The following is a 24,544-nucleotide window of genomic DNA, read 5'->3' on the forward strand; positions in this document are numbered from 1 at the left end:
GCCTTGATGCAGGAAAGGGGGTACGACGACGCCGTACCCCCTTGGGAGGAACGGTTGTGTTTACGGTTGCTGAGTCAGCACCAGGCTGACGATGCCTTCATAGCGGCCAGCGTTTGCGATAGCGCCAACGGTGGTTTGCTTGATCTCCAGCATCTGCTCGATCGAGCCGCTGGTCGGGTCGCCACCGGGGAACAGGTCGGCCGCCGACAAGGCGACGCCGGTGGTGCTCAGCGTTCTGCCACCAAAGGTGACGGACAGGGGAACCGCGGTGGAAGCCGGGTTGGTCATGTTGGCCAGGACGGGGCTGGTGATCAGCCTGATGGTCATGTCCTTATCGGTGTCATTGCTGAAGACCCGCGTGCCCAGACGGGTGGGTTGCAGACCCGCACCCGGCAGGTAGCTCATCTCCATGGAGGGCGGCAGGGCACTGCCATCGGATTGGAGCAACTCCAGCGTCGGATCGACATCGGCATAGACCAGGATGCTTTTCTCAACCGCCAGGGCGGGCATCGAGACCAGTGCGGCCAGTGCCAACGGGGCGAATTTGAGCAGTTTCATGGGGTGTTTCCTCTTTTCTATGGGTGAACAGGAGCCCAGCCATGTGCAGGCACATGGCTCAGATTGAAAAATGTGAGGGGGGAGTGGGTTACGGCAGCACGGCCAAAGTGCGTGGCCGTTTGTCGTCGCTGGTCACAAAGCGCATGAGCAGGTTGCCGCTTGTGCCGGATGCCTGGACAGGGAGCGTGCTGCCCGGATACAAGCTGCGATTGACATCGTTCCAGAGGCAGTCTTTTTCGCCCTTGACGTCGGTGCAGCGTCCGACCTGCAATACACCGATGCGCACGTTGCCGTCATTGCGTAGCGCGTCACCGCTTTGTTGCAAGCCGACGCTCATTTGACGGTCATCGGGCAGCAGCCGCACCAGCGCGCCCCAGATCAGGTTTACGCCGATTCTGGGTTGCGTGCCTTGCGGGTCGTCGTCTTCTGCCGCCAGATCCTGTGGAGCGGCCACTGGCTCGAAATAAACCCGGTAGACGGTTTCCTCGCTGGGCATCGCCTGCGCGATAATCCGTACCGTGCGGCTGGCGCCGGGAGCGAGTACCGTGCGTTGTGGCGACACGACGATACCCTTCGTATCGGCCGCAGACACTGGGCTTTCGTGTTCATCCGGCGTGCCCGGGCGCTGGATCTGGACCACACTGACCTTGATGTACTGCACCTTGTCCGACTTGGAGTGCAGCTGGATCTGTCCAATGCCATCCTGCTCGGCGCCGATCGTGCTGGTCATCGGATAAACCACCAGATTGGCGGTCGCCGGCGACGATAAGCCGAACGCCAGCATCAAAAGCGCCAGCTTGCCCAAGGCAGCCCAACGGTGGGTAAACGTTTGATTCAAATCCATGTCAGACCTCAAGTAAAAAAGCTAAAAACTCAACGTTATTCAATGCGTCTGCTGAAGCGCTCTTGCCTTCGATGAAGGTCGGTGACGAGAGGGAAGAGTCTCACGACTAGAGGCGAGCTATATTTACGACACTTCCTTTTGTGCTACAGATGCTTCTCTGTTCCATGTAGGAAATTTCCAGAGTAGATTCCAGCCCTGACGCTCCGACACGCTTGCTCCCGTGATTTGAGGTGACTTCCCGGGTGTACAGCGTCGGTACGGGCTATGGTGGTGACTCCTGTGAGGCGAAGATGATTGCTGTTTGTCCGAATTATTTTGGTGGGATAGTTACACCATGTCAATAGATTTGGTGGGATATATCCACGTTCGTCTGCGCGAGGAGATTGACCGTTGTGGGTTGTCATTGGCCGCGGCATCCCGTGCCGCTGGTGAATCCAGCCCGCAGCGTTTGAAAGAAGTGGTATCGGGGCGGCAGAAATGCCCGGCCGATCTGGTGGCCAAACTGGTGGTTATCGGCGTGGACGCGCAGTACGTCCTGGTCGGTGAGCGCGCCCAAATCGCCAAACCGCCATTGACGCCTGATGAGGAAATGCTACTGGAGGCCTACCGGGCACTGGACGTGGCCGACCGGAAACGAATGCTCGCCGGCTTGATTTCGGGCTAGCGGGCAGCCTTATCGCGAGCAGGCTCGCTCCCACATTTCGACCTGTGTACACATCACTTCTGTGGGAGCGAGCCTGCTCGCGATGAGGCCAGTTCAGCCGCCACAAAAAACGCCAACCCTACAAAAACATCTCCCGACTCAACCCATGCCGCTGCATCTTTTCATTGAAGGTGCGACGCGGCAGCTGCAATTCCTCGAGCACTGCTTTCACATCGCCCTTGTGCCGCGTCAAGGCGGCGCGCAGGCATTGAGCTTCGAAGGCTTCCTGCTGGGCGGCTAGGGATTGGCCTGGCTCCGTGTCGAGGACGCGGGGTTGATCCAGTCCCAGCAGGTGACGCTCGGCGACGTTGGCCAGTTCACGCACATTGCCGGGCCAGTCGTGGCCGAGCAAATGGCTCAACTGCGCACCGCTCAAGGGCACGGCGGGGCGACCCAGGCGTTCGGCGGCGTTGTGGGTGAAATGATCGAACAACAAAGGAATGTCCTCGCGCCGTTCACGCAATGGCGGCAGGCGTAGCTCGGCGACGTTCAGGCGATAGGCCAGGTCTTCGCGAAAACGTCCGGCGCGGGCTTCGTCGAGCAGGTCGGGCTTGGTGGCGGCGATGATGCGCAGGTCCACATGGATGCTCTGGTTCGAGCCCAGGCGTTCGAGCTTCTGTTCCTGTAGCACCCGCAGCAACTTGACCTGTTGAGCCAGGGGCATGCTCTCGATTTCATCGAGAAACAGCGTGCCGCCGTCGGCGTATTCGAGCTTGCCGATGCGCTTGCCCTGGGCGCCAGTGAAGGCGCCGCTTTCATGGCCGAACAGTTCAGCCTCGAACAGCGGTTCGGGAATGGCCGCACAGTTCAATGCCACGAAGGGTTTGTCTGCCCTGGGACCGAAGTCGTGCAGGCAACGGGCGACCAGCTCCTTGCCGCTGCCGGTTTCGCCGCGGATCAACACGTTGACCGGCAGTGTCGCCAGGTCCAGCACCTGGCGACGCAGGTTTTGCAGCGCCCGTGAAACCCCAAGCAGTGTCCCATCGAGCTTGTCCTTGACGTCGGCCTGCTCGTGCAGACGACGGTTCTCCAATACCAGCGTGCGCTTGTCCAACGCCCGGCGCAGGCTGCCGAGCAGGGTTTCGGGCGTGAAGGGTTTCTCCAGGAAATCGTAGGCGCCGTCGCGCATGGCTTCCACGGCCATCGGCACGTCGCCGTGGCCGGTCAACAGGATCACCGGCAGGTCCGGGTCGCGTCGGCGCACTTCGGCCAGCAGCTCCAGGCCGCTGAGCCCGGGCATGCGCACATCGCTGACAATCACCCCCGGGAAATGTCCTGGCAATTGCGCCAGGCATTCTTCGGCGCGACTGAACAACTGCACTTCAAAACCCGACAGGCTCAACCATTGCTCCACGGCGCTGCGAATGCTGGCCTCGTCGTCGACGACGATGACCTTTTTCAATGTGCAAGGGTTAAGCATGCAACTGCGCCTCCTGATCGATCGGCAAGGTCACGCAGAACTGTGCGCCGTTTTCATGGTTGTCCGCCGTCAGTCGTCCACCCGATTCATGAATGATTGCAAAGGAAACCGCCAGGCCCAAACCCAGGCCGTCGCCCACTGCCTTGGTGGTGAAGAACGGATCGAACACCTGGCTCAGGTGTTCCTCGGCGATCCCGGTGCCGCTGTCACTGACCGTCAGGCGCCACAATTGCTCATCGGCTTCCAGGCGCACTTCCAGGCGTTTGAGCGGCTGGCCGGCCATGGCATCGAGCGCGTTGCGCAGCAGGTTGATCAGCACCTGTTCCAGACGGATTGCATCGCCACTCACCCACGCCGGGCGGGTCAGGTGCAGCACCGTACTGACCTGTTCGTCCCGCAGGCGTGTGTCCAGCAGTTGCAGTGCCTGATCCACCACCACCGCCAGGTCGAGGCGTTCGCGCAGGCCGCTGGGGCTTTTGCGGGCGAAGGTTTTCAGGTGGCCGGTGAGTGCAGCCATGCGGGTCAGCATGTCGTCCAGGGGTTTGATGGCTTTGTAGGCATCATCGACCCGGCCATGGTCCAGCAACAGGCGCAGGGTTGCCAGTTGCATGCGCTGGGCCGTCAGCGGCTGGTTGATTTCATGGGCCAGGGCCGCCGACATCTGTCCCAGGGCTGCGAGTTTGGCCGATTGCACCAGTCCGTCCTGGGCGGTGCGCAAATCCCGGGTACGTTCTTCTACCAGCCGTTCGAGTTCTTCACGACTGCGCTGGCGCAGCTTTGCCAGGCGCCAGCGCTGGTTGAGAAACAGCAACAGAAACACCAGGGCCAGCCATAGCCCGGCGGCGGCGAGCCCGGCGTTGCGACGGTCTTCGAAGGCGATCTGCGGGCGGCGCAGCAAGTGCAGCGTCCAGCCTTCGGTGGTCAATGGCAGGGACTCCCACAGGTAATCCACGGCACCGTCGGGGGCCTCGACCCGGGCCAGATGACTGTTGTCGTCAAAGCGTCGCAGCGGCTTGACGGCCAAGGGTTGCAGCGGTTGCTTGTCGTATTGGCGAGTGGCCTTGAGCTCGGCGTGGTCGCTGTCGGTCAACGGCTGCAAGTGGCGATAACGCCAGCCCTCTCGGTTGGCGATGAAAATGATGCCCCGGGCATCGCTGACCAGCAGGGTGTCGCTGCCCTGCCGCCATTCGCGTTCCAGCTCGGGAAACTCCAGCTTCACGACCATCGCCCCCAGGAACTCACCGTTGTCGTCGGTCACTGCGCTGGACAGGAAGTAGCCCGGAATGCCACTGGTCACACCCACCGCATAAAACCGTCCGGTGCCCTGGGTGCGGGTCTGGAGGAAATACGGCCGAAAGCCATAATTGTGTCCGACATAACTGCTGGGCAGACGCCAGTTGCTGGCCGCGACGGCCAGGCCGGTGTGGTCGAGCAATTCCAGTGTGGAAGACTTTGCGGCGCCGTTGATCTGTTCCAGTTTGCGATTCAGCGCGTCCTGTTGCGCGGTGCTGACCGGCCCCTTGAGGGCCGAGCGCAACTCGGGGTCCAGCGCCAGCACGGCGGGCAGGGCGCGGTAGCGCTCGATCAGGGTATGCAGGGAGTTGGCGTACAACGCCAGTTGCTGGTTCGCACGGCTGGCATCCTCTTCCAGTGCCTGGCGTTCGGCGTGCCGCACGGCCAGGGTTGCGGCAATGATGGCGCCGCTGAGGATCAGCAGGGTGTACAACGACAGACGCAAGGGACGAGGCATTGCCGGCATGTGACTGTTTCAAGGACTGGGCAGGGACAGGCACGATAGCATGCCGTCTGCCCGCGGTGATGCGCCTCGCTCCGGCGTTATCGGAGCATGCTTTGTGTCTTCCTCAAGCGGCCGATGGTTGCTTCCATCTCCCTTCTCAGGCTTTGAGGCGTGTCGCCACTGGACTGGCCGATTACTTTGCTGAGCGGTCGGTAGGTATTGACTGCGTCAAGTTCCGCCTCGGCAAACAGCGTCTCGATGTGGGCCATTTGTGCGTTCAATATTTCCACCATGCCGTTGATGTGCGCATCTGCCCGAGCGATTTTCTCCTCGGTCAGTTCATGGCTTGCGGCGCCAATTTCATGAATGATCTCAATGGTTCCCAAAACAATGCTGGTCACGGCTCCTATTTCGCTGGAGGCCACGGTTCCTGTCGCTTTCAGCGCGATCTTGGTGCCAGTGCTGGTCACTTCCTTTCCCGCTTTCAGGACGTTTTTCTGGGTGGGCGCGCTGACGGCGTGGGCCAGATCCCGGGCTTTTGCCTTGGCATAGTGAAAGAGGTCAAGATTCTTGTATTCGCCTTTCTTGACGATTTTTTCAGGGTCCAGTTTCCGGCTCTTGAAGTTGACCGCTGCGCTCAGGCTCAATCGTTCCAGCGCATAATCCAGGCCAACGCTCACCGCTTTGCTGGTGACGAACCCCAGCGCGGCGCCCATGACGATGCCGGGTGGTCCCGCCACGCTGCCCAGCGCCGCGGCGCCGAAGCCTACCGCGAGTCCCGTTCCGTAGCTGACAACCTGTGCACCGACGTGACTACCCACACGTACCGCAGAGGCCTGGGCGTGCGCTGTTGCCGAGCGATGGCTGGCCAGTTGAGTTTGCGCTTCGCTGGCTCTGCGTGAAGTCAGCTTCATGATGTCCGTGAACTTTTTGATCTCCCTGTCCAGCCGGTTATAGTTTTTCCAGCGTTGCCAATAGGCTGCGCTCTGCGCTTTTCTAGCGTCTCTCTGCGCCGGGGTCTCTAGTATCAACCCTTGGTAGTCGGTCAACGTCATCGGGTTATTGCCGACAAATCCATACAGATTCAACCCATCCACATCCCCCGCCGGGTCCGCACTGACCCAGCGCTGCAACCACGGGGCGTAGTAACGTGCGCCGTAGTAATACAGCCCGCTGCTGTCCATTTCCTTGCCTGAATAACGAAGGGTCTTGTAGTCGACTTCAATTCTGGAACGAGCGGCGTGCCAGGCGGTGCCGCCAAAGGGGTAGTAGTGCTCGAGGCTGATCAAGGCGCCGTGACGGTCCAGCTCCAAGGTGCTGGAACCCAAATGATCGTCGAGGGTGTAGCGCAATTGGTCGGCTTCGATGTCGCTTGGCTGGCCGGCTTCCCAATGCAGGCAACGAACACTGCCATGGGCCAATGCACAGGTGACCACGTGCAGTTGTTCGCCGTGGCTGCTGGTGCGGATTTCAAGGCCTGGCAAATATCGCGTTTCGTGGCGAGTGCTGGCGGTGGTGTGGGTCTTGCTGACCCGTTCGCCCTGGCTGTAGAGGCAGGTTTCGTCATCGTTCAGCAACCCGTTGTCGCGTTTGAGCAACGTGACTTTAGTGAGCTGGTCGCGGGCGTCCCACACCAGCGACTGCGTGCCGCGTTGCAGGTACAGCTGGTTGCCATGGGCATCGAACAGCGCGTCGAAATCCGGCTCCGGATCGCCTTCGGTCCACTGCACGCCTCGGTTGCTGTGAGGGTCGATGCGCAGTGTCCGGGTGTGGTTGTTGCCGTCGCGAACATGGCGCAGTCGGGTCAGGTTGTGGCTGGTGTCGTAGTCATACAGCTGGGTGTAGTTGAAACGGTGGCCGGGGTCGATGGGGACGATCGGCTCGGGTAAGCCGGGATGCAGATGAGGTGTCTCGCCCTCGAAACCGCTGGCGCTGATCAAACGGTAGAGCGAGTCGTAGGTGAAGTCGCGATGACCGTCTACGCGCTGGTTGGCAAAGTACAGGGGGGCGACGGTATGGTCTTCGATACGCAGCACATTGCCCATGGGGTCATGGAAGTACGTCAGGTTCTGGAGCAGGGCTTGTCCGGGTTTTCCGGTCTTGAGGCTGCTCAGTTGATCGTTGGCCGGGTCATAGGTCCAGCGGCTGGTCAAGCCGTTGGCCGTATCCTGGCGCTCGATCTGGCCCGCGGCGTTGTAGCGGGCGTCCAGCAGAATGGGTTGTGGCGTGTCCTGGTCCCTGAGTTGCAGGTCCACCTGTTTGAGTTGCCCGCCGATGTCCAGCCGCAAGTAATGCCGGTGGCCGGCGGCGTCGGTCCGGCTCACGGGCGTGCCAAGGGCGTCGAGGGTCTGCTCGCAGATGTGGGGGATGGCATCGGCAAAACGGCGGACCTGGCGTAACGGCTCGCCCGTCAACCCGTAACTGTCCAGATGCACCGTGCCGGAGGGATCGCTCTGCTCAAGCAATTGCCCGCGCAGGTTGTAATCGGCATCAGCCATGGCATCGGCGTAGATGAAGGTGTCGACTTCAGCCTGGCCGTTTTCCTCCAGGGCTATCGGGCGCAACTGAGGGTCATAAGTCACGCGCCAATGATGGGCGCGTTGATCCCAGCGCTGGCGGGATTCACCCGCCAGCCCCGGTAATGTCAGGCGCCATCCGGCATCGACGCTGTCGGTATGCAGCGGCTGACCGGTGAGGCTATGCAGCGTTGTCAGATTGGGTTTGGGCGCCTGACCGAAAAGGCGAGGGTCCCACTGCTCGACGAGGTGGCCGATGCTCTTGTGGTGCTGGCGCGATATCAGCGCGACGGCGGGCGTCGAGGCCTGGTTGCGCAAGTAAGTGGTTTGCCGCACAGGCAAGCCACGGCCATCCACGGCAACGACGTCTGGAGTGCGCAAATGCACGGTACTCATGGGGCTCTGGCCTCCAGAGGGGTGTTGTCAGTCTGAACCTTGATGCAACGAGGAACCGAGCTGCCTGGATCACGTGGTCATCCATTTCGGGCGGCCCTTGCCATGGCCGACAGGATGCGCATGCCAACTCGCCCACAAATTGTCCGTCGTGCCCATTTCCTTGTAAGCGGTGATTCCCTGCTGCGCGGCCTTGATGTTGGCCAGGGTGGCTTGGGTTCTTTTGCGCAAGGCGGCGCGACTGATCGGTGCCAGGGCTTCCTTGGACGTCATGAAGTTAACGTTGGGCAGCAGGTCTGCGGGGGAGATGACATCGGAGCCTAACGCATCGAAAGCATTTTCGGTCCAGGCAGCGCGTTGCTCCACAGCCGTTTTCCAGTCGGCGAGCAGCGTTTCGATTTTGCCGATCTTGACGGGGTCGAGGCGGTTTTTGATGTCTTCGCCCTCGATGGCCCGGGCGAACATATTGAGTGTGCCGCCGATGATCGGGATCCACGACCCCATCACCCGGTTCATCACGAAGCTGGGGTTGAGGACTGAGTTGAGCGCCGGGTGGATCACCTCATCTTTCATCTGCCGCCAATTCTTGATGTCTTTAACCGCACCCTCGATACCGAGTCTGCGATCGATCGCCTCAACGGATATTTTTGAGGTCTGCGGTATGAGCGCGCCCACCAACCCTGCGCTATTCACGAACGGATCGGCGATCTCGCCGGCCACATCGCCGCCGACGTTGCCACCGATCAGTCCACCCGTGGTGGTGTAGGGCGTTGTGAAAGGGGCATCAGGCAGCACCAGGTCGACCACCTCGCCGCCCAGCACGCCTGTCTCATAGCCGAAGACGCCTTTGACCAGCTCTCCCCCCAGATTCCCCATCAGGCTTCTAAACACGCCTTTTTGCTGGATGATGTTGTGAAGCTGCCCGAGCAGTTGGCTGGACTCTCCACTGAGTTCGGAGAGAAAGCCTGAATAAAGCACGATCACGCTCTCGGCTTTTGCCTGCCCGTCCGTATCCACATAACGCAGTGGATTGTTGGCCACGAACGCATACCTGTTCAGCCCGTCCACATCCCCTGCCGGGTCGGCACTGACCCAACGCTGCAGCCACGGCGCGTAGTAACGTGCGCCGTAGTAATACAGCCCGCTGATGTCCATTTCCTTGCCCGAATAGCGCACGGTCTTGTAACTGACCTCTACGCCGGGACGGGCTATCAGCCACGCCGTGGCGCCGAACGGGTAATAGCCTTCGTGACTGATCAGTTGCGCATGCTGATCGAGCTCCATCATGTTTGAGCCTGAGTGGTCCTCCAGGCTGTAGCGCAACTGATCGGTGTCGATATCTGCCGGCTTGCCCGTTACCCAATGCAAGCAGCGGACGTTGATCAAGCCCGTGTCGAGGATGATGATGTGCAGTTCTTCGCCATTGTCCCGGGTGCGGATCTCCAGGCCCGGGAGATAGCGCACGTCCTGAAAATGGTCGCGCTTGGCGGTATGGGTTTCGTGACGTTTGTAGACCCGGGTCCCTTGGCTATAGCGGTAATGTTCCTGGTCATTGGCGGCGTTTTCGCGGTCGATCAGGGTGACCATTTCCAGTTGGTCCCGAGCGTTCCATTGCAGGTTCTGCCCAGGCTGCAATGCCAGGAGATTGCCATGGCGATCGAACAGTGTGTCGAATGACGGGGCAGGATCTCCAGGCTGGTATCGCACCCCTCGATTGCTGCCCGGGTCGATGAACATCTGCCGGGTGTAGCCGGCACCCTCACGCACATGGGTGAGCTTGGTCAGATTGCCGCCCTCGTCATATTCATAGGTTTGCAGGTAGTTGAGCCGGTTGTTGGGGTCGGTTGGCTGGGGCAGGCCAGGTATATCCGAGGGCGGGCCATCGTCGTAACCGCTGGCACTGGTCAACCGATAGAGCGAGTCGTAGCTGAAGGCACGATGGCCATCGACTCGTTGGTTGGCGAAATGGGTAGGCGTATAGGTATGGTCCAGAATGCGGGTGATGTTGCCCATCGGGTCGTGGACATATTCGAAGTCCACCAGTGCGGTGGCCGGGGCTTTTTGTGAACGTTGTCTGAGCAGGCGAGCGGTGGCCGGGTCATAGCTCCAGTGGCTGATGACGCTGTTGCCTGCGTGCTGTTCGATGATTTGCCCGGCGGCATTGTATTGGGCATCGTGCAACACCGTCTGCCAGTCGGTTTGCCCCTTGAGTCGCAACTGCACCTGCTTGAGCTGCCCGGCCAGATCGTAGCGCGACTGTTGCTGGTGTTCACCGGCATCGGTCTGCTCAAGCACAGCCCCCGAAGGCCCGAAGAGACGACGGCTGGTAAACGCCTTGCTGTCGTGAAAAATACGCGTCTCACAGAGCGGCAGGCCGACCAGGCCATAGCTGTCCAGAAGCACAGTACCCGAGGGGTCGACCTGCTCGAGCAACCGACCGCGCAGGTTGTGATCGGCATCGGCCGTGGCGTCGGCGTAGGTGAAGGTGTCGACGTCGGCCTGGCCGTTTTCTTCCAGGGCCACCGGACGCAGTTGGGGGTCGTAGGCAATACGCCAATGACTGCCGCGTTCATCCCAGCGTTGCAAGGTTTCACCCGCCAGGCCCGGTAATGCCAGGCGCCATCCGCCATCGACGCTGCGGGTACGCAGCGGCTGACCGGTGAGGTTGTAGTCGTTGCGCAGGTTGGCCGTGTCCGTACCGTAGAAACGTGGGTCCCATCGGGCGATAAGGCGCCCGGCGACGTCATACGCCTGGGCCGTGACCAGCGTTTGGGTGTCGTCGTTCGGCGATCGGCGCCAGTAGTCCACTCGCCTGACCGAGCCTGCTCGTGCGTCAAGTACCGACAGGACCGGTGTACGGCCATGAGTTAGCCTGCTCACTCGTCAGCTTCCCGGGTCCGTGTCGTTGTAGTCGTGGTCGCACAAGTACCAGGGATGATGCACATGCCAGGCTTCATAGCCCTTGGCATTGATGACCTTGACCAGGCGTCCTGGTGGATCGTAGAACTGCTGGTCGTGGTAGCCGTGCAGACGCAGCGAGGCGTCGTTGATGTAGCGCCAGGCGTCGGCGAAATACGGCCGATAGACCCGCGTGACCAGACCCTTGTTGTTGTACTCGACCCGTTCGCTGACGCGCCAGCGCGGGTCGGCCAAGTGCTGCAACGGTTGCCCGCCCTGTAGCTCCAGCGAGCCGTCCTCGGCCACGGCATAGGCCTCCCCGGGTTCGATCCGCTGCTTGGTTTGCAAGGTGCGGCCGAATCCGTCGATGGCGCTGAGGGTGATGCGGACCTGTTGCAATGGATCGTCCGGGTAGCGATCGGCGCTCAGCACGACGCTGTGCACCGGCTCCCGGGCCGTGGCCTGGATCAGCGTCCACAACTGTTCTTCGGCGGCGCTGCGTTCGGCCAGCCGCGCCAGGTGAATGCGTGCCCTGGCGCGGACATGGCCGCTGGGCATCAAGTAGCGGGCGCTGATCCACTCGTTGCGCTGCGTAGGGGAGACTTGGGCGAGGTCAAGCGCGCCCATCCAGCTGAACTCGTCGGTGCGCACGGCACTGGCGATTCTGCCCAGGGTGGCTTCGGGGTGTTCGATGGCATAAGCCGGTGTCAGGTCGTCGGGCAGCTCGTAGGTGTCGATGGCATCGAAGCCTGCCGGCAGGCCATTTTCGCTGCCGAAAAACGTAATGCCCAAAGGCACGCCGTCGGGGCCATACAGCGCTTGCTGCACGTTGTCGTTGGCGTCGATGATGCTCTGCGGCAACAGCGAGTGATAGTCGTATTCGATCTGGGTCGTACAGCCGTCCGGCAGGGTAATGGCGGTGGTCATCAGGTGATAGGCATCGTACGTCAGGGTCGTAACACCATGACTCTGGGTTTCTTGCAGGGCGTGGATCTGGAAGAAGCCATCAAGCGAGTGGTAGGTGGCAAAACCGCTCTTTTTCGACCAGAGGTTTTCGGCGGTGTCTTCGTCCGGATCTTCAGGCAGAAACAGCGGCATGGGCTCAAAGCCGATTTCTTCCAGTTGCCCGCGGATGTCGAACGGCGGTGGCACGGCGTCGTAGGCGTCCAGTGCCTGCTTGTCGAACTCGGCCGTCTCCAGCGGGCCGAGCAACGCCTGGAAGGCAATATCGCCTTGGTCGTCACGCAGGTAGTTCTGTTCCTCAAGCGCAACCAATTGCCGTGCGGCTTGCCATTGCGGGGAGTCGTGATGTGCGAGGAAGGTTTCATAGCTGATCTGGCGAGGGTTGAGGCCTTGCGGCAGTTCGCCCTTGGGGCGATGCAAAGCGTTGGCTCGACTGCGCCAGGGCAGGCCCAGGCGCTGACGCCACCCGGTTTCGTCGAACAGGTGCAGGTGCTCGGCCCGGCTCTCGACAAGGTGGAACACCTGCTGCTGCTCATCATGGGCATCGAGCCACCAGGTGTTCTCGTCTTCATCGTCGAAGGGAGGCGGATCGAGCGGCGTAAGGCGTCGGGCGTAATGGACGATGAAGCCGTGAACAAGCTGGCCGTAGAGATTCCATTTCAGATTGATGCCGTGCTGGCTTTGCGGGTCATTGGTAAAACCGTCGTATTGATGGCTGAGCGCCTCCAGTTCCAGTACCAGCAGGCTTTTGTGATGGGGATGGTGCTGGCGCAGCAGATAGCGTTGTTGCGTCACGGTGTAGGGCCGGGCCGTATCGTCCGATTCGGCGGGATGGATTTCTGTGCGTAACACCTGGCCGCCCAAGGCATAAGCCATATCCCGGGCGGTCTCAGGGTCGGGCACGATAATCTCGTCGGCCTCGTCGCCTTCATGAAAACAGCTCAACAGCGCCGGGCCAAGCGGCACGGCGTCATCGTCGCCGTCGAAACAGTCCTTCAGAGGCTGGTTGACGGTTCGGCCGGTGTGGAACCAGGTCTTGACCAGTACCGGCGCGGTAAAGCCGCTTTGCACTTCAGCGTCGGGCAACTCGCTGTCCACCTGGTACAACCGAGCGAAGCCCCGGAACTCACGGTGATAGCCGTCGTAGTCGCCCTCGAAATAAGTGAAGCGCTGGGTCAGGCAATTGCCGGTGATTTCATCCAGCTGTTGCTGACGTGCCAACAACGGCAGGGCCATGGGCAGATAACAGTCCAATTGCTCGCCCTGCGCCCGGCGCTGTTGTTTTTCATCCAGCCAGTATTGCGCACTGCTGCGATAGGTCAGGGTGGTGCTGCAGCCCATGTTGTTATGGGTGGCGTTGAGCAGATAGGGCCGCGCCGCGACGAAGTCATAACGCCAATGCCTGGGCTTCATATCGGGGGACATGTGAGGCACGCTCAGAATCAGACTGGCGCAACCCAGCCCCTGCAGATCGGCCAGGCTGACCTGGCACAGATTGTCGTACCGCACGCCCACCGGCCATGGCACCTTGACGGGTGTTTGCTCAAGGCCGTTGCCGCCGTGGTTGAGGTAAATATCGAAACAGTCGCTGTTAAGGTAGATCAGCGCGGGCGCTCCAGCTCCGTCCAGATCGGCGATCCGCACCCGGTCAGCGTCGAATTGGCCGTAGCTGAAGGGCAGGGCGCTCATGACAAAACCTTCGCCGAAACGCCCGTGACCCAGGTTCGGCCAGCACTTGATTTCATCGAAGCGAATCCGGCACAGCTCGGTGCTGTCGCTGCCCAGCAAATTGCCGAACAACACCAGTTCGCTGCGCGAGTCGCTGAACAATGGCAGGGGGCTGTCCGGTTCATGGGGCACATTCACCCCCGGTGCGAACCCCTGCTCGCGGAGATTGGGGTACAACCGAACGCTTTTGGGCCCGACCATGGCCAGTGAGCGTAAACCGTCGCCGGTCAAATCGCCCAGTTGCGCGGCGGGGTGCAGGAACTCCGTCGGAAAACGATCAAACGGGGTGAAGGTCGACCAGCTACGGTCCGGGTTGAGGGTATGGAAGCCGCTCATGCCGGGTTGGGCAATGACCCAATTGAGGCGGCCGCTGCCGGTCAGGTCAGTCAGCACCTGCATCACGGCCGGGTTTTGGCTGGCGACCGGGATACTGTCCAGGCGAGACCACGGGCCATAACCGATGGCATCGTCATCGGGCCCGGCGCGCTCAGGCTCGCGGTAGTACCAGGCATCGGTGTAACGGCACAGAAACCCCGGCAGACCTTCGCCATACAGGTCCACGCATTGGTAATGCCGGTTGCCTTCGAGGGCGGGCATTGTCTCCAGATCGAAGAATTTTTCGGGTGTCAGGTTGAGGTCGAAATCGGTGTACTGCAATTCCACCGGAGGGCTGTAATCGACACCGCCTTCAGCGTCCCAGTCCTGATAGTGGGCGGCTGTCAGCAGGCTGTAACCTAGCGCAGTGGCGGTGTATTCCAGCACCAGCCGCCGGACCAGGGCAGGTTCAGTATCGGCCGCGGCAGGGAAGTGGTGGAACATCAACACCTGATGACACAAACGCCGCGTGCCGACCTCAAAACCGTATCGATAGGTGTGAAACGGGTCGCTGCGTAGCAGCCAGGGCGCCTCTTCGGGGGCTTGCCAGGAAGGTTGTTGCGCAAGATCGAGGGTGCGTTGCCCATAATCGAACAGCAGATGAAAGTGCCAGTTGCGCTGGGCCGGGTCGGGCTCTTCGAAGCAGTACAGGGTGTCACTGGCGCTGGCGTTGCCATAGCACACCCGCCGCAGGTAGCGCTGGGCGCGATAGTCGTGGGGGCCGTCCAGCGCGCCGGGGTCGGCTTGGTACTCATAATAGATGTGCTCGCCTGCCGGGCTGACTTCTTCGAGCAACAACCATTCGGCGATGCGTGGTGGTTTTGGGGGATCGGGCTCGGGTTCGGCTTCAGGTTCGGCAATGCGCGACGCTTCGGTTTTACCGTAGCAATACACATGGCCGTTGCTGCCCTGGACACGCCAGAAGGGTGCCTGGCCGTCGGTGGGTGTCCACAGCTCATAAATATCGAAGCTGCTTTCAGTCCTGGGGTAATAACGCACCACCGAGCACGTTGCACTGCCGGGGCCCGCCAGGGGGCGAATGAGCGGTTCGGCGTTGAATTCGGGCCAGCGGTCAACCCCATCGGCGTCGACCATGACATCCTCATCAGCGTAGTGCGGCACACCTCTGCTGGTTTTGCGCGTGATGCTGGCGATGGAAAGCTGCATGCCGATGCCGAAGATGCCGTTGCCGCCCTGGCTGCTGTAATTCAAGGTCAGCGCCGGCGTCAGGTGGCGGGCGGCGGACAGGGGTAACGGCAGTTCAAAAGAACTTGCCCCTCGCGTACCGACAGGGCCGAGGCTGTTACCGAGGGTGGCGATAGAAGCACTGCCGGCGATGGTCGGGGTCACGATCTGGAGGGGCGCTTGTTCTGCCATCGGGATCATCTCTGTTAGCCGACGCCAGGGCGAATACCCGGCATGACTTCAGGATGACAAGAGATGGTCCTTGGGTAACCTGTCAGATCTGACAGGTAGGCGGGCATGCCGATGAACGGCTCTACTCACGCCCGGCGGGGAGCATTGTGTGGGAGGCTTGGCTGAACATAGGTCGGGGTCCACTGAAGATCCAGTGTGGGAGCAAAGCTTGCTCGCGATGACTGAGGCACATCCAACATGGATGCAAGCTGACCCACCGCTATCGCGAGCAAGCTTTGCTCCCACAGAGGAGGCTTGGCTTGACATAGGCTTGGTCCCCCAATAGAGGCCTGGCTGAACATAGGTTTGGCCCCCCAGAAGAGGTTTGGCTGAACATAGGTTGGGGTCCACTGAAGATCCAGTGTGGGAGCAAAGCTTGCTCGCGATGACTGAGGCACATCCAACATGGATGCAAGCTGACCCACCGCTATCGCGAGCAGGCTCGCTCCCACAGGTTTTTTGCTGATAAAAAAAGGCCGGTGGGTTTGTCGCCCACCGGCCTTTTTTACGGCGTCAACGTGCGTGTTACTGTACTTCTACCGCCAGGCTGTCGCTGATTTTCTTCTGCCAGATCGCCGGGCCGGTGATGTGTACCGACTCGCCTTTGCTATCGACCGCAACGGTCACGGGCATGTCCTTGACCTCGAACTCGTAGATCGCTTCCATCCCCAGTTCGGCGAACGCCAGAACCTTGGACTTTTTGATCGCCTGAGCCACCAGGTAAGCGGCGCCGCCGACGGCCATCAGGTAGACCGCCTTGTTGTCCCTGATCGCTTCGATAGCGGTCGGGCCGCGTTCGGACTTGCCGATCATACCCAGCAGGCCGGTCTGCTCGAGGATCTGGCGGGTGAACTTGTCCATCCGCGTGGCGGTGGTCGGGCCGGCTGGGCCTACCACTTCGTCGCCTACCGGGTCGACCGGGCCGACGTAGTAGATGAAGCGGCCCTTGAGGTCCACCGGCAAGGTTTCACCCTTGTTCAGCATCTCGACCATGCGCTTGTGCGCCGCGTCGCGACCGGTGAGCATCTTGCCGTTGAGCAGGACGGTTTCGCCCGGTTTCCAGCTCTGCACGTCTTCAGGTGTCAGGGTGTCGAGGTTCACGCGGCGCGCCGATGGACCGGCTTCCCAGACGATTTCCGGGTAAGCGTCCAACGGTGGTGCCTCCAGCGACGCCGGGCCGGTGCCGTCCAGCACGAAGTGGGCGTGGCGGGTGGCGGCGCAGTTGGGGATCATGCACACCGGCAGGGACGCGGCGTGGGTCGGGTAGTCCATGATCTTCACGTCGAGCACGGTGGTCAGGCCACCCAGGCCCTGGGCGCCGATGCCCAGTTGGTTGACCTTCTCGAACAGCTCCAGGCGCATCTCTTCGATGCGGTTCTGCGGGCCGCGGGCCTTGAGTTCGTGAATGTCGATGGACTCCATCAACACTTCCTTGGCCATGACGGCGGCTTTTTCCGCAGTGCCGCCGATGCCGATACCCAGCATGCCCGGTGGGCACCAGCCGGCGCCCATGGTCGGTACGGTTTTCAATACCCAGTCCACGATGGAGTCGGACGGGTTGAGCATGGCCATCTTGGACTTGTTCTCGGAACCGCCGCCCTTGGCCGCCACGTCCACTTCCACGGTGTTACCCGGAACGATGGAGTAGTGGATCACCGCGGGGGTGTTGTCCTTGGTGTTTTTACGCGCACCAGCCGGGTCGGCGAGGATCGACGCGCGCAGGACGTTTTCCGGCAGGTTGTAGGCGCGACGCACGCCCTCGTTGATCATGTCGTCCAGGCTCATGGTCGCGCCATCCCAACGCACGTCCATGCCCACGCGCACGAACACGGTCACGATGCCGGTGTCCTGGCAGATCGGCCGATGGCCGGTGGCGCACATGCGCGAGTTGATCAGGATCTGCGCCATGGAGTCACGGGCCGCTGGCGATTCTTCGCGCAGGTAGGCTTCGTGCATCGCCTGGATGAAATCCACGGGGTGGTAGTAGGAAATGAACTGCAGGGCGTCGGCAACGCTCTGAATCAGGTCATCTTGCTTGATCACGGTCATGAGTCGCGCTCCTCTCTAAAGACGGGAACATTCAATAAGGTGCCGTCCGTTTGGGGGCATCGGTCGACGGACGGCACCTCTTAAGGCACGCCGGGCATGCTGGCGCGACACTAAAAAGGCGCGGCAGTATATCGCAGGCGAGCACCCTGTGGGAGCGAGCTGCCTTTGTGGCGAGGGGATTTATCCCCGCTGGGCTGCGCAGCAGCCCTGAAAGTCAGTCACCTCGGTGTGTCAGGTTGTTTGCCTTCAGTCATTTTCGGGCTGCTTCGCAGCCCAACGGGGATAAATCCCCTCACCACAAGAGGACCAGCCAGTCTCGAACAACTGCGTCAATTTAGGCCATTGCTTTGACGCCATTTTTCTGCTCCAGAATTGAATGGTCATTTGCCCTGCACGCCACTAAAGTGGCGTCTGGCCTGTAGCGTAGGACGCCTCCTGTCAGTTCCTTTCCCATGGTGAGTCAACGATTGACCCATAACGCCATTCAACGTCTTTTGCTGAAACGCTTCGCCTTGGCGGCCGCGACTTACGCGCTGGCACTGGTGTTGTTGTGGTTGGCATATTTCAGTGGTCATTACCTCGATTCGTTGCGCGATGTCATCATCGGCAGCGTGTTGGTGGTGTTGTGCCAGGCAGGGCTGTTCGCGCTGTTTATCACCGACCGCAATCTGCGGTTCGCCGACCCCAGTCTTACTGAAATACAGGTACTGATCGGCCTGGGCTGGCAGACCTGGATGATGGCGCATCTGGACCAGGCTCGGGGCGTGTTCCTGGTGTTCTATGTGCTGATCCTGCTGTTCGGGCTGTTCCACTTGTCCCGTCGGGCTTTCGTGCGCTGCGCGATGCTGGTGTTTTTCAGTTTCACCGCCATTACCCTCTGGGACGGTTACTTCTTCAGGCTTCCTGACCCCACGCTGGCCGCGTTACAGGTGTGCGTGCTATTTATCGTGCTGGTGTGGCTGGTGCTCTATGCCAGTTACGTACAGAACTCGCGCCAACGCATGCGTCAGCGGCGGTTTGCCTTGCAGGCACATCAGGACACCCTGCGCGGCATGATGCGTCAGCTCGAAGATCTGGTGGCCACGGATGAACTGACCGGCTTATTCAACCGCCGGCACTTCCTGCGCCTGGCGTCCCGTGAGCTCAACACACTCCGGCCCAATGTTGCGCATGGCCTGGCCCTGATCGACCTCGACCATTTCAAACGCATCAATGACCTGCACGGCCACGCCGCCGGTGATCAGGTGCTTCAGGCGTTCGCCAGCATCGCCACGGCCTGCCTGCGCGAAGGTGATGTGCTGGCCCGTTACGGTGGCGAAGAGTTCGTCATGCTGCTGCCGGCCTGCGACCCCTCGCGGCTGACGGCCTGTTGCGAGCGGCTGCGCCTGGCATTTACTGAAGTCGAGTTGATCGGCTTGCAGATCGGCTCCCTCAGCCTGTCGGTGGGCATGACGATGCTGGAGACCGGCGACGACCTGGACAACGCATTGCAGCGCGCCGACCAGGCCTTGTACCGTGCCAAGCGAGACGGCCGCAATCAGTGCGCCGCTGCCTGGGAGAATGTCGATGCCTGAAGTAAAAGTCGCCGACCGGCAGTGGACGGTGGCGGCGGGCAGCAATCTGTTGGACACGTTGAATCAGGGCGGCGTGGCCGTGCCCTACAGTTGTCGCGCCGGCAGCTGCCATGCGTGTCTGGTGCAGTGCGTGAACGGTGACGTGCGCGACAGTCGGCCCGACGCCTTGAGCCCCGCGCAGCGCGAGCAAGGCTGGCGGCTGGCGTGTCAGTGCCAGGTGATCGAGGATGTGCAGATCCACACCTTTGACCCGCAACGCGACGGCCGTGCCGCCCAGGTGACCGCCGCGGATTGGCTGAGCCCCGACGTGCTGCGCTTGCGCATTATTCCTGAGCGGGCGCTGCGTTATCGGGCGGGCCAGCACCTGGTGTTGTGGGCCGGCGATGTCGCCCGGCCGTATTCCCTGGCGAGCCTGCCCGAAGAAGACCGCTTCCTGGAGTTTCATCTCGATTGCCGCGAGCCCGGCCAGTTCATCAATGCGGCGCGACAGATGAAAGTGGGCGACCCGATTTTTCTCGGTGAATTGCGCGGCGGCGCCCTGCATTACGATCCCGAGTGGCACGATAAGCCGCTGTGGCTACTGGCGGCCGGCACTGGCCTGGCACCGTTGTTCGGTCTTTTGCGCTCAGCCCTGCATCAGCATCACCAAGGCACCATTCGTCTTATTCACGTAGCCCATGATGCCGCCGGGCACTATCTGGCCAAACCCCTGGCAGCGCTGGCGGCCAAGCATCAACACCTCACCGTGGAGCTGCTGACCACGGCCGAGGCGCCGTCTGCGTTGGCGCAACTGCGGCTTGTTTCCCGGCAAACCCAGGCCTTACTCTGCGGCCATCCCGACCGGGTCGAGGCCTTTGCCAAGCGCCTCTACCTGGCTGGCCTGCCGCGTAATCAACTGCTGGCCGATGTCTTCCTGACCCGTGGTTGAGCGCTGATCTTCAGACGCGAGACCGACCATGACCGATACCCTGCTGCTTGAGCGCGAACGCGGCCTGTTGACCCTGCGCCTCAATCGCCCGGAAAAGAAAAACGCCCTGACCCGGGCCATGTACAGCCAATTGGCCCAAGCCCTGGCGATGGCTGACGCCGACCCGCAGATCAGTGCGGTGCTGATCTGCGGGTCCCATGACTGCTTCACCGCCGGCAACGATATTGTCGACTTTCTCGAACAGCCGCCGGCCGATCTCGACAACCCGGTATTCGAATTCATGCTCAGCCTGCTCGATTGCCGCAAACCGGTGATCGCCGCCGTGGCCGGGCCGGCGGTAGGCATCGGCACCACGTTGCTGTTGCATTGCGACCTGGTCTACGTCAGCCGGGACGCGCGGCTGCGAACGCCGTTCGTCAGCCTGGGATTGTGCCCGGAATTCGGCTCCAGCCTGATTCTGCCGAGGCTGCTCGGCCAGGCCAGGGCTGCGCAGTTGCTGCTGTTGGGCGAGGGCTTGAGCGGCGAACAGGCGGCAGCCTGGGGCATCGCCACCGAGGCGCTGGACAGTGGCGAGGCGGCGTTGGCCAAGGCGCGGGACGTGGCACTGCGCTTCGAATCGCTGCCGGCTGAAGCGGTGCGCATCAGCAAACAACTGATGAAGGCCCCGGATCGGGAACAACTGCGCGCCGTGATCGAAGAGGAGGGCAGGCTGTTCACCCAGCGACTGCGCTCGCCAGAGGCGGTGGCGGCGCTGTCGGAGTTTATCAACAGGCATTAGTTTTGTAGCGCATGGGCTGGCGCTATCGCGAGCAGGCTCGCTCCCACATGGAGTTTTGTGTTGGACGCATGATTCATTCACACCACCGATCCCCTGTGGGAGCGAGCCTGCTCGCGATAGCGTCAGCCCAGGCAACACCTTTTTCAGATGGCAAAAACCAAAAAGCCCCACCATTCACATGGTAGGGCTTTTGTTTTCAGCAACCGGTCACTCAGACCATCGGGTCGCCAACGTGCAGGATTTTCATCCCGTTGGTGCCGCCGATGGTGTGGTAGCTGTCGCCCTTGGTCAGGATGACCCAGTCGCCGGTTTGCACCACGCCGCGCTTGACCAGTTCATCCACCGCCGCCTGGCTGACTTCGCCCGGTTGCAGGGCGGCCGGGTCGAATGGCACGGTGTAGACACCACGGAACATGGCCGCGCGAGCCTGGGTTTCGCGGTGCGGGGAGAACGCGTAGATCGGCACCGAGGAGCGGATGCGCGACATGATCAGCGGCGTGTAGCCACTTTCGGTCAGGGCGATGATCGCCTTCACGCCCGGGAAGTGGTTGGCGGTGTACATCGTCGCCAGGGCGATACTCTCGTCGCAGCGCTCGAAGGTCTTGCCGATCCGGTGGCTGGAGGTCTTGCTGGTGGGGTGCTTTTCAGCGCCGATGCAGATGCGTGCCATGGCCTGCACCGCTTCAAGCGGGTAGAGGCCGGCGGCGCTTTCGGCCGAGAGCATCACGGCGTCGGTGTAGTCGAGCACGGCGTTGGCTACGTCGGACACTTCGGCGCGGGTCGGCATCGGGTTCTGGATCATCGACTCCATCATCTGGGTCGCGACGATCACCGCTTTGTTGTGACGGCGTGCATGCAGAATGATCTTCTTCTGGATGCCCACCAGCTCCGCGTCACCGATTTCCACGCCCAGGTCGCCACGGGCCACCATCACGGCATCGGAAGCTTTGATCAGGCCGTCGAGGGTTTCGTCGTCGGCCACGGCTTCGGCGCGTTCGATCTTGGCCACCAGCCAGGCGGTGCCGCCGGCTTCGTCGCGCAGTTGACGGGCGTATTCCATGTCAGCAGCGTCGCGGGGGAAGGACACGGCCAGGTAGTCGACTTCCATTTCCGCGGCCAGCTTGATGTCGGCCTTGTCTTTTTCGGTCAGGGCCGGCGCCGTCAGGCCACCGCCACGACGGTTGATGCCTTTGTGGTCCGACAGCGGGCCGCCGATGGTCACGGTGCAGTTCAGTTCGGTGGCCGTGGCGGTGTCGACCCGCATCACCACGCGACCGTCGTCGAGCAGCAGCTCGTCGCCCACGCCGCAATCCTTGACCAGGTCCGGGTAGTCGATACCGACCACCTGCTGGTTGCCTTCGGTCAGCGGATGGCTGGTGGAGAAGGTGAAAGTGTCACCAATCTTCAACTCGATGCGCTTGTTGGCGAATTTGGCGATACGGATCTTCGGGCCTTGCAGGTCACCCAGCAGGGCGACAAAACGGCCATGCTTGGCAGCAAGGTCACGCACCAGCTTGGCACGAGCCTTGTGCTCGTCGGGGGTGCCGTGAGAGAAATTCAGACGGGCAACGTCCAGGCCAGCCAGAATCAGCTGTTCGAGAACTTCCGGCGAGTTACTGGCCGGGCCAAGGGTAGCGACGATTTTGGTGCGACGGACGGACATGCAAGACTCCTCAGGTTCAAGCGCCAGCGAAGGCTACTATGCTCTTTGGGTGTAGTCATTGTTCATATGCACTACTTTTTCGTTTCTTTTCGAAATGAACATTCCTGAAAATTTTTGCGCCTCTACGGCTTCACATTCCTTCTGTGGCGAGGGGATTTATCCCCGCTGGGCTGCGAAGCAGCCCCAAGATGGCAGATGCACATTAACCTGACACACCCAGGTGGCTGGCTTGGGGGCTGCTGCGCAGCCCAGCGGGGATAAATCCCCTCGCCACAAGAGCACTGCCAAGCTGCGTTTTCGGGTTGAAGATTTCCCCACCCAGGTCGATACAGAGCTCAAGACAGGAGAACCTCCCATGCGATTCGTGCTTTTTGTTGCCCTGGCCCTGAGCATCACGGGCTGCACCCGTTGGTCGATGAACCACCACATGAACCTGGCCTACAAGGCTTACGAGCGGGGCAATTGCGAGCAGGTGATGCTCGAGTTGTCCAAGGTCGACCGCGCCAGCCGTGCCCGGCGCTACATGCAGCCGGAAGTCTCGATGATGCGCGGCCAATGCCTGGAACGACAGAAGCTGTTTGTCGATGCGGCGCAAACCTACCAGTTCATCATGACCCAATACCCTAACAGCGAATACGCCTTCCGCGCCCGGGCCCGGCTGGAAACCTTGCAGAGCCTGGGTCATTACCCGCTCCGCAGCGCCCCGGTAATCCGCCCCACCGCGCTCTGATACCGTCCGTCAATATCATGGCCAGGGGCAATGCCTGGCCACCCCCACCTTGTACGATTGCACAGGATGAAACTATCGTCCCGGGGCTGGCTGTCGCCAAACCTTGAGCTATATTTTGTACAAGAAGTGATTAGAGCCAGGTCTCTAATTCAAGAGGCACCTGTGACCGGCAGAAGTAGAGCCAAGGCGCTTGCAAGCGTCTGGCACCGGGATCGGGGAGAGCGGGCCTGTTCGTGCCCGTTCCGAAGTATCGATAGCCCCTGGTAGAGGGGCGTTCAAAAAGCGATACAGGACATGTACAAAAAGAGGCGAATCGAGCGGCATCAGCTGCCGTATTTCCTGCGCGTGTTCAACGGTATGAACGACAAGCCCATCGGCTTTCTGGGCAACGTCTCTGAGGATGGCCTGATGCTGATCAGCCATTTGCCGCTGATGGTCGGCGCGGACTTTAATCTGCATCTCAAGATCCCTAGCGATGACGGACCGCAGATGGACATCGAATTGAAGGCCAGTTGCCTGTGGTGCCACGAAGATGTGACGCCGCAGCATTTCGACGCCGGTTTCAGCCTCAAGTGGGCGCCGCCGGAGTACGGGCAATTGGTGAGTGCGTTGCAGCAGTATTTCAGTTTTCATCCGTTGCCGGAGTCGGCTTGAAACCGCCTCTGCAGGAATCGGCCTGACTTTTGCGGGGTTGCCTCAATCCAACTTGTGGGAGCGGGCTTGTTCACGAAAACGGTGGATCAGCTTGCATCAATGCTGAATGTGCCGACTGACCCAGTGTGGGAGCGAGCCTGCTCGCGATAGCGATCTCAAGTACGCCATCGCGAGCAGGCTCGCTCCCACAGGTTCTTCATCGCATCTACGACATTATTCAGTCGGCTTAACCTTCAGCGTTGAACCTTCGTCTCGTTATCCAGCAACTTCTCCAGCAACAACACGCCCATCTCGCCCATCTGGTGAATCGCCAGGGCCAGGTTGCGTGGGGCGCCTTCCAGGTCTTCCGATAAATCCAGAATCAGCGTGCTTACCGAGCAGAAGGTTTCGTAGGTGTGGGCGAGCATGCCTTCGGGGTCGGCGTCGGGGGCGACGATGAAGTAGTCGAGTTGTCGTTCGGGTTTGTCCGGTTTGTCCGCGTTGGGCTTGAGGTAGTGGTCCAGGGCTTTTTGCGCGGCTTCGTCGAGCTTTTTGGTGTCGAGGGTTTTGTGAGCGGGTTGTGAATCGGTTTTCGGGGGATTGGGAGTTGGCTTGATCATATTCACTTCTCTTTGAT

The 24,544-nt window shown here is 61.1% G+C and carries 16 protein-coding genes; 6 read left to right on the forward strand and 10 right to left on the reverse strand.

All coding sequences use genetic code 11. The features are described 5' to 3' along the window. Positions 1-60: 60 nt before the first annotated feature. Both BW979_RS09170 and BW979_RS09175 read right to left on the reverse strand, forming a co-directional pair. A complete protein-coding gene (locus BW979_RS09170) occupies positions 61-558 on the reverse strand; it encodes a CS1 type fimbrial major subunit (protein ID WP_047227118.1) in 498 nt (165 codons plus the stop codon). Positions 559-646: 88 nt separating this feature from the next. After that, a complete protein-coding gene (locus BW979_RS09175) occupies positions 647-1,402 on the reverse strand; it encodes a fimbrial protein TcfA (RefSeq protein ID WP_076383662.1) in 756 nt (251 codons plus the stop codon). 334 nt (positions 1,403-1,736) lie between these two features. Here BW979_RS09175 and BW979_RS09180 point away from each other — a divergent pair, with 334 nt between their 5' ends. Then, positions 1,737-2,066, forward strand: coding sequence for a hypothetical protein (locus tag BW979_RS09180; RefSeq protein WP_155417167.1), 330 nt, complete (start codon positions 1,737-1,739; stop codon positions 2,064-2,066). Between the two features lie 118 nt (positions 2,067-2,184). Here the strand turns inward: BW979_RS09180 and BW979_RS09185 are convergent, their stop codons facing one another. The 6 genes from BW979_RS09185 to BW979_RS09210 form a co-directional block, all read right to left on the reverse strand. Beyond that, on the reverse strand, positions 2,185-3,525 hold the full coding sequence (locus BW979_RS09185) for a sigma-54-dependent transcriptional regulator (protein ID WP_076383663.1): 1,341 nt from the start codon (positions 3,523-3,525) through the stop codon (positions 2,185-2,187). Beyond that, entirely contained in the window at positions 3,518-5,284 is a 1,767-nt protein-coding gene (locus BW979_RS09190; RefSeq protein ID WP_076383664.1) for a sensor histidine kinase, read from the reverse strand. The genes BW979_RS09185 and BW979_RS09190 overlap by 8 nt, the downstream gene beginning before the upstream one ends. 77 nt (positions 5,285-5,361) lie before the next feature. After that, on the reverse strand, positions 5,362-8,175 hold the full coding sequence (locus BW979_RS09195; protein WP_076383665.1) for an RHS repeat-associated core domain-containing protein: 2,814 nt from the start codon (positions 8,173-8,175) through the stop codon (positions 5,362-5,364). A 69-nt stretch (positions 8,176-8,244) separates the two neighbouring features. Continuing rightward, entirely contained in the window at positions 8,245-11,052 is a 2,808-nt protein-coding gene (locus BW979_RS09200) for an RHS repeat domain-containing protein (RefSeq protein ID WP_076383666.1), read from the reverse strand. Positions 11,053-11,055: 3 nt separating this feature from the next. Further along, complete coding sequence (locus BW979_RS09205) at positions 11,056-15,513, reverse strand: SpvB/TcaC N-terminal domain-containing protein (protein WP_076383667.1); 4,458 nt, start codon at positions 15,511-15,513, stop codon at positions 11,056-11,058. 564 nt (positions 15,514-16,077) lie between these two features. After that, complete coding sequence (locus BW979_RS09210) at positions 16,078-17,601, reverse strand: fumarate hydratase (RefSeq protein WP_047227110.1); 1,524 nt, start codon at positions 17,599-17,601, stop codon at positions 16,078-16,080. 467 nt (positions 17,602-18,068) lie between these two features. Here BW979_RS09210 and BW979_RS09215 point away from each other — a divergent pair, with 467 nt between their 5' ends. The 3 genes from BW979_RS09215 to BW979_RS09225 are packed head-to-tail and all read left to right on the forward strand — an operon-like array spanning position 18,069 to position 20,881. Further along, positions 18,069-19,175, forward strand: coding sequence for a GGDEF domain-containing protein (locus BW979_RS09215; RefSeq protein ID WP_047227128.1), 1,107 nt, complete (start codon positions 18,069-18,071; stop codon positions 19,173-19,175). Beyond that, positions 19,168-20,103, forward strand: coding sequence for an iron-sulfur-binding ferredoxin reductase (locus BW979_RS09220; protein WP_076383668.1), 936 nt, complete (start codon positions 19,168-19,170; stop codon positions 20,101-20,103). Before BW979_RS09215 ends, BW979_RS09220 begins: the two co-directional genes overlap by 8 nt. A 28-nt stretch (positions 20,104-20,131) precedes the next feature. After that, positions 20,132-20,881 (forward strand): enoyl-CoA hydratase-related protein, encoded by a 750-nt coding sequence (locus BW979_RS09225; RefSeq protein ID WP_076383669.1) that lies wholly within the window; start codon positions 20,132-20,134, stop codon positions 20,879-20,881. Positions 20,882-21,092: 211 nt separating this feature from the next. Here BW979_RS09225 and pyk read toward each other — a convergent pair whose 3' ends face one another. Continuing rightward, positions 21,093-22,544, reverse strand: a complete 1,452-nt coding sequence (pyk, locus tag BW979_RS09230) for a pyruvate kinase (protein ID WP_047227107.1) — start codon at positions 22,542-22,544, stop codon at positions 21,093-21,095. A 355-nt stretch (positions 22,545-22,899) separates the two neighbouring features. Between pyk and BW979_RS09235 the strand changes: the two genes are divergently transcribed. Next, on the forward strand, positions 22,900-23,274 hold the full coding sequence (locus BW979_RS09235) for a tetratricopeptide repeat protein (protein ID WP_047227106.1): 375 nt from the start codon (positions 22,900-22,902) through the stop codon (positions 23,272-23,274). 294 nt (positions 23,275-23,568) lie between these two features. Beyond that, positions 23,569-23,928, forward strand: coding sequence for a PilZ domain-containing protein (locus BW979_RS09240; RefSeq protein WP_047227105.1), 360 nt, complete (start codon positions 23,569-23,571; stop codon positions 23,926-23,928). Between the two features lie 233 nt (positions 23,929-24,161). On the opposite strand, the gene BW979_RS09245 is transcribed toward BW979_RS09240, so the two are convergent. Next, the gene (locus tag BW979_RS09245; protein WP_076383670.1) at positions 24,162-24,527 is read right to left on the reverse strand and encodes a DUF6124 family protein; all 366 of its coding nucleotides are present in this window, start codon (positions 24,525-24,527) and stop codon (positions 24,162-24,164) included. Between the last annotated feature and the right edge of the window lie 17 nt (positions 24,528-24,544).

The sequence above is a fragment of the Pseudomonas sp. A214 genome (assembly GCF_900156295.1).
GTDB classification, from domain to species: Bacteria; Pseudomonadota; Gammaproteobacteria; order Pseudomonadales; family Pseudomonadaceae; genus Aquipseudomonas; species Aquipseudomonas rhizophila.

Excerpts from the sequence above, each read along its gene's own strand:
- BW979_RS09235 (WP_047227106.1), top strand. The coding sequence starts at position 22,900 with ATGCGATTCGTGCTTTTTGTTGCCCTGGCCCTGAGCATCACGGGCTGC.
- BW979_RS09205 (WP_076383667.1), bottom strand. The coding sequence starts at position 15,513 with ATGGCAGAACAAGCGCCCCTCCAGATCGTGACCCCGACCATCGCCGGC.
- pyk (WP_047227107.1), bottom strand. The coding sequence starts at position 22,544 with ATGTCCGTCCGTCGCACCAAAATCGTCGCTACCCTTGGCCCGGCCAGT.
- BW979_RS09170 (WP_047227118.1), bottom strand. The coding sequence starts at position 558 with ATGAAACTGCTCAAATTCGCCCCGTTGGCACTGGCCGCACTGGTCTCG.
- BW979_RS09180 (WP_155417167.1), top strand. The coding sequence starts at position 1,737 with ATGTCAATAGATTTGGTGGGATATATCCACGTTCGTCTGCGCGAGGAG.
- BW979_RS09240 (WP_047227105.1), top strand. The coding sequence starts at position 23,569 with ATGTACAAAAAGAGGCGAATCGAGCGGCATCAGCTGCCGTATTTCCTG.
- BW979_RS09225 (WP_076383669.1), top strand. The coding sequence starts at position 20,132 with ATGACCGATACCCTGCTGCTTGAGCGCGAACGCGGCCTGTTGACCCTG.
- BW979_RS09210 (WP_047227110.1), bottom strand. The coding sequence starts at position 17,601 with ATGACCGTGATCAAGCAAGATGACCTGATTCAGAGCGTTGCCGACGCC.
- BW979_RS09245 (WP_076383670.1), bottom strand. The coding sequence starts at position 24,527 with ATGATCAAGCCAACTCCCAATCCCCCGAAAACCGATTCACAACCCGCT.
- BW979_RS09175 (WP_076383662.1), bottom strand. The coding sequence starts at position 1,402 with ATGGATTTGAATCAAACGTTTACCCACCGTTGGGCTGCCTTGGGCAAG.
- BW979_RS09190 (WP_076383664.1), bottom strand. The coding sequence starts at position 5,284 with ATGCCGGCAATGCCTCGTCCCTTGCGTCTGTCGTTGTACACCCTGCTG.
- BW979_RS09195 (WP_076383665.1), bottom strand. The coding sequence starts at position 8,175 with ATGAGTACCGTGCATTTGCGCACTCCAGACGTCGTTGCCGTGGATGGC.
- BW979_RS09185 (WP_076383663.1), bottom strand. The coding sequence starts at position 3,525 with ATGCTTAACCCTTGCACATTGAAAAAGGTCATCGTCGTCGACGACGAG.
- BW979_RS09220 (WP_076383668.1), top strand. The coding sequence starts at position 19,168 with ATGCCTGAAGTAAAAGTCGCCGACCGGCAGTGGACGGTGGCGGCGGGC.